Below are 12,163 nucleotides of genomic sequence, written 5' to 3'. Positions count from 1 at the left end.
TGATCCAGGTCCATGACTCGCTATAATCCGAAGGCCGCGGAGGCCAAGTGGCAGCGCGTTTGGGAAGAGCGTAAGACTTTCCAGGCGCAAGACCAGTCCGGCAAGCCCAAGGCCTATGTGCTTGAGATGTTTCCCTATCCTTCGGGGCGCATCCACATCGGCCACGTGCGGAACTACACCATGGGCGACGTGATCGCCCGGTTCCGCCGCGCGCAAGGCTATGAAGTGCTGCACCCCATGGGCTGGGACGCCTTCGGCATGCCCGCCGAGAACGCCGCCTTCGAGAAGAAGGTGCACCCGGCGAGCTGGACCTATGCCAACATCGCCACCATGCGCGACCAGCTGAAACTGCTGGGCTTCGCCATCGACTGGTCCCGCGAGTTCGCCACCTGCGATCCGGAATACTATGGGCAGGAACAGGCGCTGTTCCTCGACCTCTATAACGCCGGTCTGGTCTACCGGAAGGAAAGCTGGGTCAACTGGGACCCGGTGGATCACACAGTGCTCGCCAACGAGCAGGTGATCGACGGGCGCGGCTGGCGCTCGGGCGCGCTCGTCGAGCGCCGCAAGCTGAGCCAGTGGTTCTTCAAGATCACCGACTTCTCCGAGGATCTGCTGGAAGGGCTGAAGACGCTCGACCACTGGCCGGAGAAGGTGCGCCTGATGCAGGAGAACTGGATCGGCAAATCGACCGGTCTCAAGTTCCGCTTCGAGGTGACGCAGCCCGCGCCGGTGCCCTCCATCGAGGTGTTCACCACCCGGCCGGACACCATGTTCGGCGCCAGCTTCTGCGCCATCGCCATCGATCACCCGCTGGCGGAAGCGGTTGTGCGCGACAACCCTGAGGCCGCCGCGTTCATCGCCGAATGCCGCAAGTCCGGCACCGCGACGGCCGACCTGGAAACCGCAGAGAAGCTGGGCTTCAACACCGGCTACCGGGTGAAGCACCCGCTCGACCCGAGCTGGGAGCTGCCGGTTTACATCGCCAACTTCGTGCTGATGGAATATGGCACCGGCGCCATCTTCGGCTGCCCGGCCCACGACCAGCGCGACCTGGACTTCGCCCGCAAGTACGGCCTGCCGGTGACCCCGGTGGTGGTGCCGGAAGGCACGGACGCCGCCGACTTCGCCGTGGGCGACGAGGCTTATGTGGGCCCCGGCCGCCTGGCCAACTCCCGCTTCCTTGACGGGCTGGATGTGGAAGCCGGCAAGACCGCCGTCATCTCCCGCGCGGAAAGCGAAGGCTGGGGTGAGGGCACCACCACCTATCGCCTGCGCGACTGGGGCGTCTCCCGCCAGCGCTACTGGGGCACGCCGATCCCCATTATCCACTGCGAGGCCTGCGGCCCGGTGGGCGTGCCGCAGGATCAGCTGCCGGTGAAGCTGCCGGAGGACGTGACCTTCGACACGCCCGGCAATCCGCTGGACCGCCATCCCACCTGGAAGCACGTCAACTGCCCCAAGTGCGGCAAGCCTGCCGTGCGCGAGACCGACACGCTCGATACGTTCGTCGACAGCTCGTGGTATTTCGTGCGCTTCGCCAGCCAGCCGCAGGACAAGCCGTTCGACAAGGACACGGCAGGCTGGTGGCTGCCGGTCGACCAGTACATCGGCGGCATCGAGCACGCCATTTTGCACCTGCTCTACAGCCGCTTCTTCACCCGCGCGCTGAACAAGGTGGGGCGGCTGGACATCACCGAGCCGTTCAAGGGCCTGTTCACCCAAGGCATGGTGACCCACGAGACCTACAAGGCGCTCGACGGCCGCTGGCTGGAGCCGGGGCAGGTGGAGCGGCGCGACGACGGCGTCTTCGAGAAGGAGACCGGGCTTGCCGTTTCGGTGGGCCGCTCCGAGAAGATGAGCAAGTCGAAGAAGAACACGGTGGACCCCACGGTGATCGTGGACCAGTTCGGCGCGGATGCCGTGCGCTGGTTCATGCTCTCCGACAGCCCGCCGGAGCGCGACCTGTCGTGGACCGAAGCGGGCATCGAGGGCGCATGGCGCTTTACCAACCGGGTGTGGCGTCTGGTCACCGAGACCTGGCCGCAGGTCTCCGGCGCGGTTGAGCCGAACGACAGCGGCGAGGAGAAGAAGATCCGCCAGGCCACGCACAAGGCCATCGACGGCGTGACCAGCGACATCGCGGGCCTCCACTTCAACAAGGCCGTGGCGCGGCTCTACGAGTTCGTGAACACCCTCTCGTCCGCCAAGGAGGACGAGGCCCTAGCATTTGCGCGCCGGGAGGGTTTGATCGCGCTCGTCCAAATGGTTGCTCCCATGATGCCGCACCTGGCGGAAGAAGTGTGGAGCTTCATGGGCTTCGATACGCTGGTGGCGGAAAGCGCGTGGCCGGTGGCTGATCCCGCCCTGCTGGTGGCCGACGAGGTGACCGTGGCGGTTCAGGTGAACGGCAAGCTGCGCGATACGTTGACCCTGCCCAAGGGCACCGACAAGGCGACACTGGAAGCCGCCGCGCTGGCGTCCGAAAAGGTGCAGCGGGCCATCGATGGCGCGCCGCTCCGCAAGGTCATCGTGGTTCCCGATCGTCTGGTCAATCTGGTGGTGTGATGCGCGCTCTTGCTGCCTCTCTGCTTCTGACCGGTCTTGGCTCGGCCCTGGCCGGCTGCGGCCTTCAGCCCATCTATGCGGAGGGGCGCCAGGGCGTCGCCGCCGAGCAGCTCTCCATGGTCGCTGTCAGCCCCATTGCGGAGCGCAGCGGCCAGATGCTGCAGGAAGAACTGCTGCGCCAGCTCCAGCCCGATGGCTCGCCCGCCTACCGGCTTGATGTGGCGCTGCAGGAGCGGATCGAAGGCTTCGGCATTCGCGGCGACGAATCCGTCGCCCGCGAGCGCGTGTCGCTTACCGCCACCTACCGGCTGGTTGATGTCGCGACCGACAAGGTTCTACTGGAGGACGTGGCCAGCTCCGACGCCGGCATCGATGTGGTGCGGAGCGAATATGCCGTGGTCGCCGCCGAGCGCACCGCGTTCGAGCGCAACACCCGCGCCATCGCCAACCGTATCATCACCCGGCTGGCGCTTTACTTCCGTACCCAGAACCAGTGAAACCCGGTCCCGCCCAGATCCAGGCTGCGCTGAAGCGCCTCGACCCCGGCATCCGTCTCGTTCACATCTTCGGACCCGACGAAGCGCTGGTGCGCGAGCGCGCCCGCATCTTCGGCAAGCAGGTGGTGGAAGACCTCACCGACCCATTCCTCGTCGTTGATCTCGATGGCAAGGCGGTGGCGGACGACGATGCCGTGCTCGCCGATGAAGCCGCCAGCCTGCCCATGCTGGGCGGGCGCAAGCTGATCCGTGTGACAGGCCTCACCGACGGCGGCCTGAAGGCAATAGAAAGCCTGCTGGATTCCGATACGGCGGAAAATCTCGTTGTCGCCACCAGCGGCGACCTGCCCAAGACCTCCAAAATCCGCAAGGCGACCGAAGCTCACCCCCGCGCCCTTGCCATCGCCTGCTACGCGGAGGAGGGCGTGCGGCTGTCCTCCTTCCTCATGCAGGAAGCGCAAGCCCGTGGCCTCCAGATGGATCAGGACGCCATCGAACTGCTCTCCCGCGCCGTGGGGCCGGAGCGGGACATCGCCCGCAACGAGCTGGACAAGCTGGCGCTCTATACGGGCGGCGGGCGCGTAACCCTTGAAGATATGGAAGCCGTCGGCGCGGACTTCGGCCAGACCGGCTACGACAAGCTCATCAACGCGGTGCTCGGCGGCAACCCGGTGGAAGCCGCCCGCCAGATCGACCGCATGGCGGAAGAAGGCGAGGCGGGCATCGCGCTCCTGCGCGCCGTTTCCCGCCGCCTGTGGCAGCTTCTGCAAGTGCGAACCGCTATGGCGGACGGGCAATCGCTCGACACCGCCATCGGCGCGCTGCGCCCGCCCGTCTTCTGGAAGGAGAAGGACGCGCTTGCCGCCCAGGCCCGCCGCTGGAGCGCGGAGCGGTTACGCTCGGCCCTTAACCGCCTGCTGGCCGCAGAGAGAGACATCAAGTCCTCCGGCAGCGCTGGCGACGTGATCGCCCACCAAAGCCTCATGGCCCTCGCAGCCGCCGGCAGCCGTCGCTGATCGGCTTCCTTATCTTCTGATTTCTCATGCGGGGAAACTCGGGTCCCCTGCAAAGCATATGTCCGCTTGCCGGGGCAGGAACGATGCGCCACCTTGGCATCCTGTGACTGCGAGGAGGGGCCTTGCCTATGACGCGTGTGGATATTGTCCTGTCCACGTCTCCCACGGATGACATGTATGACGCGATTGTTGGGCCGCTGGTGGATTATAACACCCGTGTTGCCGGGCCATCGCGCAAAGAACTCATTGCTCTGCTGCTCAAGGAGCCGAAGACCAAACGCCCGGTCGGCGGGTTATGGGGCCAATTCGGCTATGATTGGCTGTTTGTAGAACTGCTGGTGGTGCCGGAGCACCTGCGGGGCGGCGGCTACGGCACCAAGTTGATGCAGGAGGCAGAGCGCATTGCCATGGACCGCGGTGCAGCCGGAATTTGGCTGGACACCTTCAGCTTTCAGGCGCGGGGTTTCTACGAAAAGCTGGGCTTCAGCGTGTTCGGCGAACTGCCGGGCCACCCCCGGGGCGGGGCCCGTTATTTCATGAGCAAGACACTGGGCTGATCCGCTTCCTGTTCCACGTGAAACATTGAAATTAGGATCGCAGGGAAACACGGCCCTTTAAGCGGGCTTTTTGCAGAGTTTTCTCATTGCAGAGGGTCGCAGACCCTCTGCACTCCCTATCATTTCATGGATGTGCAACGGACCGACCAGGTGCGTCCCTATCGATCAGAGAGGGAAAGAGGCGCATCCTCAAATAAACGGACGCGGCCCGAAAAACGTTAGGGGGTGCAGGGGGCTATAGCCCCCCTGCAAAAACCAAAACCTAAAAAACAACCGGGGATCACATCCGCTGGGCTGTCAACCGCGCGCAGATTTCGTCCAGTTGGTCGAGGTTTTTGTAGCTGATGGTCAGCGTGCCCTGGCCGTTGCGGTCGGTGATCGTGACGGCCATGCCAATGGTGGCAGAGAGGTCGCGTTCCAGAGCCATGGTGTCGGCATCCTTGCCCGGCTTCAGTTTCACTTCGGCCTTGGGGCTGGCAGCGACGCTCGGGTTCTTGGCTTCCTGCGCCAGCAACTCGGTCTGGCGGACGCTGAGGCCCTTTTCGATTACCTCATCGGCCAGTTTGGCCGGGTCCGGCGTGTTGGCCAGCGCGCGGGCGTGGCCCATGGTGAGGGTGCCTTCGGCCAGCAGGGCGCGCACATAGGGCGGCAGGTCAAGCAAGCGCAGCAGGTTGGCGACATGGCTGCGGCTCTTGCCCACCAGCTTGGCGATATCTTCCTGCGTGTGGCTGAACTCATCAATCAGGCGGCGATAGCCCTCCGCCTCCTCGATGGGATTCAGATCCTGTCGCTGGATGTTCTCGATAAGGGCGATTTCCAGCGTGGTGCTGTCGTCCAGATCCTTGACGATCGCTGGCAGCTCGTGGAGCGGCACCCGCTGCGAGGCGCGCCAGCGACGCTCGCCCGCCACGATCTCGTAAAAGCCGGGGCGGTTCGGGGCAGGGCGCAGCAACAGCGGCTGGAGGATGCCCTTTTCGCGAATGGAGCGGGCCAGCTCATCAATGGCTTCGTCCGAGAAGCTGCGGCGCGGCTGCTTGGCATTGGGGACAATCTTTTCAATGGCGATACGCTGCGGGGCCTGGCGCGGCGTGGCGGAGGCGGTCGCCGTTTCGTCCGGTTGTTTACTGACCTGTCCAGCGACAGCAAAGCCTCCCATGCCGCGCGATGGGTCAATCACGCTGGCGTTGTAATCACCGAAAATGGCTTCAAGCCCTTTGCCCAGCCCTTTCGGTTGTTTGGGATTCGCCATGTCTTACCAGTCCTCAAGTCAAGGTCGCGTCAAGCTGCTTCCACAGCCGTTTCCATACGCCGCAGGATTTCCGTTGCCAGCTTCATATAGGCTTCGGAGCCAAGGCATTTGTGATCGTAGAGCAGCGCCGGCTTGCCGTGGGATGGCGCTTCGGAAAGCCGCACGTTGCGGGGGATAACCGTTTCGTACACCAGATTGCCGAGGCAGCTCCGCACATCCGCCGCTACCTGATCGGACAGGCGATTGCGCTTGTCGTACATGGTGAGCACGACGCCGGAAATGCCGAGCATGGGGTTGAAGCTGGCGCGCACCCGCTCGATGGTTTGCAGCAGCTGGCTGAGGCCTTCCAGCGCAAAGAACTCGCACTGCAACGGCACCAGCACGCCTTCGGCCGCCACCAGCGCATTGATGGTCAGCAACCCAAGCGAGGGCGGGCAGTCGATGAGGACGTAATCGTACTCTTCGCAGCCTTCGGCGAGGGCGTTCTTCAGCCGGTGGCTGCGTTGCTCCATATCCACCAGTTCCACCTCCGCACCCGAAAGGTCGATGGTGGAGGGGATGAGCCACAGGTTGGGCACCACGGTTTCCTGCCGGGCCTCGGCAACCGTGGTTTCTCCCAGCAACAGTTGATAGGCGGAAAGGCCGCGCTTGGATCGGTCCAGCCCAAGGCCGGTGGAGGCATTACCCTGCGGGTCCATGTCGATCACCAGCACCTTGCGTCCCACGGCCGCCATGCCGGTGGCAAGGTTGATCGCCGTGGTGGTCTTGCCCACGCCGCCCTTCTGGTTGGCAATGGCAAAGATTCGGCAAGCAGGGGAGTTACCCGTCATTTCCTGGCCTTTCGCGCCACGCCCCATGCCTCGACGACACGGCCGCGCGGGTCCGACAGACTGGCGTGCAAGTGGTACTCAAAGGCCCACTTTTGCTGGGCTTCAGCCAGTTCCGCTTCAACATCCTGACCCTTGAGCATGAGCCAGCGGGTGGATGATGCCGCGAAAGGATGCCCCCAGTCAAACAGTTGCGCCAGCTTGGCCAAGGCACGGGCCGAGATGATATCCGCCTTGAAGCGATCCATCTTCTCCAGCCGCTCGTTGTGGACGATCACCCGGTCGTGCAGGGCGAGCGCATCCACCACCGCCTCCAGGAAACGGCACTTTTTGCCAATCGACTCAACCAGATGCACTTCGCCCACGCCCATGATGGCCATGACAAGGCCGGGAAAGCCCGCGCCCGAGCCCATGTCCATCCACACCGTCTCTTCCGGCTTTTCGACCAGCCGGAACAGCTGGGCCGAATCGAGGATATGCCGCCGCCAGGCATCCGGCAGGGTGGCCGGGCCAACGAGATTGAGCCGGGTTTGCCAGTCGTGAAGCATGAGGACGTAGCGGTTGAGGGCGCTCAGTGTTTCACGTGAAACATCAACAACGCCGGTCAGCACCTCGGGACCGGACGTTTCCTGTACTGCATCACTCATGCTGCTGACCGCCGGTTGGCTTGCTTCTTTACATAGGCGAGGAGGGCGGTGAGCGCCGCGGGCGTCACACCCTGCAACCGTGCCGCTGCGCCGAGCGTGGCCGGGCGGGCGACAGCCAGCTTCTCCCGCAACTCGGCGGACAGGCCCATCACCGCCGCATAGTCCAGATTCTCCGGCAGCCGCAGGGCCTCATCGCGCCGGAAGGCTTCGATATCCTCGGCCTGGCGGTCGATATAGGTGGCGTACTTGGCGTCGATCTCCACCTGCTCGGCAACCGCCGGGTCCACGTCGCCCAGCTCTGGCCATACCGAGACGAGCCGTGCCCAGTCGATGTTCGGGTAGCGCATCAGCTCGAACGCCGTGCGGACGATGCCGTCCTGATTGACGCTGAGGCCGTGCTTCGCCGCCTGGTTGGGGGAGAGGGAACGGTTTTCCACCATCTCCCGCGCCTTGGCGAGCGCGTCCATCTTCTGGCGGAAGGCCGCCGCGCGCTCGGCGCTGATGCAGCCCAGTTCCAGCCCGAGCGGGGTCAGCCGCTGGTCCGCATTATCCGCCCGCAGACGCAGGCGATACTCGGCGCGGGAAGTGAACATGCGGTAAGGCTCGCGCGTTCCCTGCGTCGTCAAATCATCGACCATCACGCCGAGGTAGGCATCGGCGCGATCGATGAGGAATGGCTCCGCGCTGCCGCCCGCGATCCGGGCGGCGTTAAGACCGGCGAGCAACCCTTGCGCCGCCGCTTCCTCGTAGCCCGTGGTGCCGTTGATCTGCCCGGCGAAGAAAAGACCTTTCACCTTCAGCGTCTCAAGGCTGGGCTTCAATTCGCGTGGATCAACGAAGTCATACTCGATGGCATAGCCGGGGCGGATGATCTTCACCCGCTCCAGCCCCGGAATGGTCCGCAGGAAAGCATCCTGCACCTCTTCCGGCAGGGAGGTGGAAATGCCGTTCGGGTAGATCGTAACGTCGTCCAGCCCCTCCGGCTCAAGGAAGATTTGGTGGCTGTCCTTGTCCGCAAAGCGCATCACCTTGTCCTCAATGGACGGGCAATAGCGCGGGCCCACACCCTCGATCCGCCCCGCATACATGGGCGCGCGGTGGATGTTGGCGCGGATGATCTCGTGCGTCTTCGCCGTAGTCCGGGTGATGTAACAGGCCACCTGCGGCGTGGTGATTTGCTTCGTCAGGAACGAGAAGGGCACGGCCGGGTCATCACCCGGCTGCGGCTCCAGCCCGGCCCAGTCGATCGAGCGAGCATCCAGCCGGGCAGGGGTGCCGGTCTTCAACCGGCCAAGAGCAAAGCCGAACCGGGCCAGCGTATCCGACAGGCCGATGGATGGCTGCTCCCCAACGCGACCCGCTGGAATCTGCTTCTCGCCAATGTGAATAACACCGCGCAGGAAGGTGCCCGTGGTCAGCACGACAGCGCCGGCGGAAAGCCGCGTGCCGTCCGCCAGCACCACGCCGCTGATGACCGGGCCGCTCTCCGTTTCTGCGTAGGTGAGGTCTTCCGCAGCCGCGCCCACAACCGTGAGGTTAGGGTAGTTCAGCAGCATGTCCTGCATCGCCCGGCGATAGAGCTTGCGGTCTGCCTGCGCGCGCGGCCCTTGGACGGCCGGACCCTTGCGGCGGTTGAGCAAGCGAAACTGAATGCCCGCCGCGTCCGCCACCCGACCCATCACGCCATCGAGCGCGTCGATCTCGCGGACCAGATGGCCCTTGCCAAGCCCGCCAATGGCAGGATTGCACGACATCTCGCCGATAGTTTCAATCTTGTGCGTGATGAGTGCGGTCTTCGCGCCCAGGCGCGCGGCAGCCGCTGCGGCTTCGCAGCCGGCGTGACCCCCGCCGATAACGATAACGTCGTAGCTTGGCATGATCTCTCATCCCTATGGATTCGGCGGCCGGAAGTCAAACGGCACAGCGGTGTTTCACGTGAAACATCCAGTGATGGAGTGGGGCGGGTCATGGGACGATGTTCCACGTGGAACATTTTTTCTTTGCAGAGGGTCTCGGACCCTCTGCACTCCCTAATTTTTATCGGGCCGCACCCTGCATCAACCGTTCAGTCAGTCCCCCAAGCGAAGTCACAGGCACGGCCCGTCAAAGCGAAGGGGGATCTAAAGGGGATCCAAGACCCCCCTTTTTGCTACTTCCCAATACAGAAATCGCGGAAGATCACGTCGAGCAGGTCTTCCACGTCCACGCGACCGGTGATGCGGCCCAAGGCGCGGGCGGCAAGGCGCATGTCTTCCGCCATCAGGACAAGATCGGGCTGGGTGAGGGCGGCGTGCAGGTGAGCGCGGCAGGCCTCGAGCGCATGGCGGTGCCGTTCGCGGGTGAGGAGCACGGATTCGCCGCCGCCGAGGGCTTTGCTTGCCCAGTCGGCGAGGTGGGCGACCAGTTCGGTAAGCCCCGCGCCGGTAACGACGGAGATGTAAAAGCGGCCGTCGCGGTGGCCGGGAGACCCGCCGCCGAGATCAATCTTGGTGATGACGGAGAGGCTTTCGCCCTCCGTTGTCTCCGGCTCTTCCCCGTAAGGGGTGAGGTGCAGGCGCAGGTCAGCGGCCTGGGCACGGGCGCGGGCGCGGGCAACGCCCTCAGCTTCCACCGGGTCATCAGTCTCCCGTAAGCCAGCCGTATCAATCAGCGTGACCGGATAGCCACCGAGGTTCAGGTGTACTTCGATTACATCTCGCGTGGTGCCGGCGATGTTGGAGACGATCGCCACCTCCCGCTTAGCCAAGGCGTTGAGCAGGCTGGATTTTCCCGCGTTCGGCTTGCCGATGATGGCAACGCCGAGGCCATCGCGCAGCCGCTCGCCCCGGCTGCCGTCCGCCAAGTGGCTTGCAATCTCTGCGCTCAGCCGCTCGATAGCGTCCTTCACCTGCGCCGAGACGTGCTCGGGTACGTCGTCCTCGTCGGCGAAGTCGATGTCCGCTTCCACATAGGCAAGGGCCCGCACCAGTTGCTCGCGCCAGCCTTCGTAGAGATTGGCCAGCACGCCCTGCATCTGGCGCAAGGCTTGGCGCCGCTGGGCTTCGGTTTCGGCGTTGATGAGGTCGGCAAGGCCCTCCACCTGGGTCAGGTCCATCTTGCCAGCAAGGAAGGCGCGGCGGGTGAACTCGCCCGGTTCGGCCGGGCGCAGGCCCGGCTGCTGCCCAAGGGCGGTGAGGACGCCGGAGACCACCGCCGGGCCGCCGTGCACGTGAAACTCCGCCACGTCCTCGCCGGTAAAGCTGTTCGGCGCGGGAAACCAGAGGAGGAGAGACTGGTCGATCACTTCCCCATCGTGCGGGTCGTGCAGCAGGCGCAGCGCCGCCATGCGAGGCGCAGGGACTGGCTGGCCGGTGAGGAGCGTGACCGCATCGCCCGCCCTCAAGCCCGAGACGCGCACTACCGCAACGCCCGCCGGGCCGCGCCCCGAGGAAAGGGCGAAGATCGTCTCACTCATCGCTCAGCCACCTTCGTTCTCTTCAGTGGTCGGCATACGCCTATCAACTCTTCCCTCGCAAGCGCCTGTTCGTGCTAAGAATCCGGGCACAGTCGTTCTTATCCGCCGGAGATGCCTCATGCCCACCATTTCTCTCCACACGCCCATTGGCGATATCACCGTGTGCGAGGACGAGGGACAGATCGTTGCCGTTGAATGGGGGTGGGGCAGCGAGCAGGAGGAAACACCCTTGTTACGGGAGGCGCGCGAGCAGCTGGACGCCTATTTCGACGGTAAGCTTCAGAATTTCGCCCTGCCGCTTGCGCCCTATGGCACGCCGCGCCGCCAGCAGATCTGGCAAGCCATGTCGGCCATTCCTTACGGCCAAACCAAAACATACGGACAAATCGCCAATGAGATTGGCACTGCGGCCCGCGCGGTCGGACAAGCTTGCGCGCGGAATCCCATTCCTATTCTTATCCCATGCCACCGGGTGTTGAGCGCAACGCCAAGCCGGGATTTCTACAGCTTCGGCGAAGGCACCGAGACCAAGACCATGCTGCTGCGCCTTGAAGGTGCGCTGGGTCATTGACCGGCAAAGTTTCTGGCGTATCTGATTTTTTCGAAAACTTTTCAAAGATATAAGGAGAGATCAATGGGACGCGAGATCAGCCTTACCGCAAGCGACGGCTCCGGCAGCTTCAGCGCCTATCTGGCGGAACCGGCCAGCGGCACCGGCCCCGGCATCGTGGTCATCCAGGAAATCTTCGGCGTGAACCACGACGTGCGCGCCAAGTGCGACGCCTGGGCCGAGAAGGGCTATTTCGCGCTCGCGCCCGATCTCTTCTGGCGGCAGGAGCCAGGCGTGCAGATCACCGACAAGACCGAGGCGGAATGGGCCAAGGCCATGTCGCTGATGAACGGCTTGGATCTGGACAAGGGGATAGAGGACCTGAAGACCGCCATTGATTCCCTGCGCGAGGTTCATGGCTGCACCGGCAAGGTGGGCACCGTCGGCTTCTGCCTCGGCGGGCGGCTGGCCTACATGTGCGCCACCCGCACCAACGCGGATGCCAATGCCGCCTACTATGGCGTCACCATCGAGAAGATGCTCGATGAAGCCGCCAACATCACCAGGCCGCTGCTGATGCATATTGCCCAGGAAGACCGGTTCGTCAGCAAGGACGCGCAAGCGCAGATCCATGCCGCGCTCGACGATCACCCGCAGGTGACGATCTACGACTATCCGGGCGTGGACCACGCCTTCACCCGCATCAACGGCCAAAACTTCGACAGGCAAGCCACCGACCTGGCGCACGGCCGCACCACTGAATTCTTCGCCGAGCATCTCCGCTAACAGCGTGGCACG

Annotated in this window: 11 protein-coding genes; 6 read left to right on the top strand and 5 right to left on the bottom strand. The window is 64.2% G+C overall.

Features of this window, described 5'->3' with window-relative positions; all coding sequences use genetic code 11:
- Positions 1-12 precede the first annotated feature (12 nt).
- From leuS to L0C21_RS02195, 4 genes are all read left to right on the top strand, one after another.
- Positions 13-2,568: a leucine--tRNA ligase gene (leuS, locus tag L0C21_RS02210; RefSeq protein WP_259276813.1), complete on the top strand. Its 2,556-nt coding sequence runs from the start codon at positions 13-15 to the stop codon at positions 2,566-2,568.
- Positions 2,568-3,065 (top strand): LPS assembly lipoprotein LptE, encoded by a 498-nt coding sequence (gene lptE, locus L0C21_RS02205; protein ID WP_259276812.1) that lies wholly within the window; start codon positions 2,568-2,570, stop codon positions 3,063-3,065. Before leuS ends, lptE begins: the two co-directional genes overlap by 1 nt.
- Positions 3,062-4,081, top strand: a complete 1,020-nt coding sequence (gene holA / locus L0C21_RS02200) for a DNA polymerase III subunit delta (RefSeq protein WP_259276811.1) — start codon at positions 3,062-3,064, stop codon at positions 4,079-4,081. Before lptE ends, holA begins: the two co-directional genes overlap by 4 nt.
- 128 nt (positions 4,082-4,209) lie before the next feature.
- Positions 4,210-4,638: a GNAT family N-acetyltransferase gene (locus L0C21_RS02195; protein WP_259276810.1), complete on the top strand. Its 429-nt coding sequence runs from the start codon at positions 4,210-4,212 to the stop codon at positions 4,636-4,638.
- A 280-nt stretch (positions 4,639-4,918) separates the two neighbouring features.
- On the opposite strand, the gene L0C21_RS02190 is transcribed toward L0C21_RS02195, so the two are convergent.
- The 5 genes from L0C21_RS02190 to mnmE all read right to left on the bottom strand — a co-directional run bounded on the left by L0C21_RS02190 (position 4,919) and on the right by mnmE (position 10,815).
- Positions 4,919-5,887 (bottom strand): ParB/RepB/Spo0J family partition protein, encoded by a 969-nt coding sequence (locus L0C21_RS02190; protein ID WP_259276809.1) that lies wholly within the window; start codon positions 5,885-5,887, stop codon positions 4,919-4,921.
- Between the two features lie 29 nt (positions 5,888-5,916).
- Positions 5,917-6,717 (bottom strand): ParA family protein, encoded by an 801-nt coding sequence (locus L0C21_RS02185; RefSeq protein ID WP_259276808.1) that lies wholly within the window; start codon positions 6,715-6,717, stop codon positions 5,917-5,919.
- Positions 6,714-7,361, bottom strand: a complete 648-nt coding sequence (rsmG, locus tag L0C21_RS02180) for a 16S rRNA (guanine(527)-N(7))-methyltransferase RsmG (RefSeq protein WP_259276807.1) — start codon at positions 7,359-7,361, stop codon at positions 6,714-6,716. The genes L0C21_RS02185 and rsmG overlap by 4 nt, the downstream gene beginning before the upstream one ends.
- Positions 7,358-9,241 (bottom strand): tRNA uridine-5-carboxymethylaminomethyl(34) synthesis enzyme MnmG, encoded by a 1,884-nt coding sequence (gene mnmG, locus L0C21_RS02175; RefSeq protein WP_259278794.1) that lies wholly within the window; start codon positions 9,239-9,241, stop codon positions 7,358-7,360. Before mnmG ends, rsmG begins: the two co-directional genes overlap by 4 nt.
- Positions 9,242-9,510: 269 nt before the next feature.
- Complete coding sequence (mnmE, locus tag L0C21_RS02170) at positions 9,511-10,815, bottom strand: tRNA uridine-5-carboxymethylaminomethyl(34) synthesis GTPase MnmE (protein WP_259276806.1); 1,305 nt, start codon at positions 10,813-10,815, stop codon at positions 9,511-9,513.
- Positions 10,816-10,933: 118 nt separating this feature from the next.
- Between mnmE and L0C21_RS02165 the strand changes: the two genes are divergently transcribed.
- Both L0C21_RS02165 and L0C21_RS02160 read left to right on the top strand, forming a co-directional pair.
- Complete coding sequence (locus L0C21_RS02165) at positions 10,934-11,386, top strand: methylated-DNA--[protein]-cysteine S-methyltransferase (protein WP_259276805.1); 453 nt, start codon at positions 10,934-10,936, stop codon at positions 11,384-11,386.
- A 63-nt stretch (positions 11,387-11,449) separates the two neighbouring features.
- Complete coding sequence (locus tag L0C21_RS02160; RefSeq protein ID WP_259276804.1) at positions 11,450-12,151, top strand: dienelactone hydrolase family protein; 702 nt, start codon at positions 11,450-11,452, stop codon at positions 12,149-12,151.
- Positions 12,152-12,163 lie beyond the last annotated feature (12 nt).

Origin of the sequence: Pedomonas mirosovicensis (assembly GCF_022569295.1) — a bacterium.
Classification (GTDB): Bacteria; Pseudomonadota; Alphaproteobacteria; order Sphingomonadales; family Sphingomonadaceae; genus Pedomonas; species Pedomonas mirosovicensis.
This window is presented reverse-complemented; position numbering and strand designations above follow the sequence as displayed.

What these genes read in the sequence shown, in the direction of transcription:
- leuS (WP_259276813.1), top strand. Translation starts at nt 13, where the DNA reads ATGACTCGCTATAATCCGAAGGCCGCGGAGGCCAAGTGGCAGCGCGTT.
- lptE (WP_259276812.1), top strand. Translation starts at nt 2,568, where the DNA reads ATGCGCGCTCTTGCTGCCTCTCTGCTTCTGACCGGTCTTGGCTCGGCC.
- L0C21_RS02195 (WP_259276810.1), top strand. Translation starts at nt 4,210, where the DNA reads ATGACGCGTGTGGATATTGTCCTGTCCACGTCTCCCACGGATGACATG.
- L0C21_RS02190 (WP_259276809.1), bottom strand. Translation starts at nt 5,887, where the DNA reads ATGGCGAATCCCAAACAACCGAAAGGGCTGGGCAAAGGGCTTGAAGCC.
- L0C21_RS02185 (WP_259276808.1), bottom strand. Translation starts at nt 6,717, where the DNA reads ATGACGGGTAACTCCCCTGCTTGCCGAATCTTTGCCATTGCCAACCAG.
- rsmG (WP_259276807.1), bottom strand. Translation starts at nt 7,361, where the DNA reads ATGAGTGATGCAGTACAGGAAACGTCCGGTCCCGAGGTGCTGACCGGC.
- mnmE (WP_259276806.1), bottom strand. Translation starts at nt 10,815, where the DNA reads ATGAGTGAGACGATCTTCGCCCTTTCCTCGGGGCGCGGCCCGGCGGGC.
- L0C21_RS02165 (WP_259276805.1), top strand. Translation starts at nt 10,934, where the DNA reads ATGCCCACCATTTCTCTCCACACGCCCATTGGCGATATCACCGTGTGC.
- L0C21_RS02160 (WP_259276804.1), top strand. Translation starts at nt 11,450, where the DNA reads ATGGGACGCGAGATCAGCCTTACCGCAAGCGACGGCTCCGGCAGCTTC.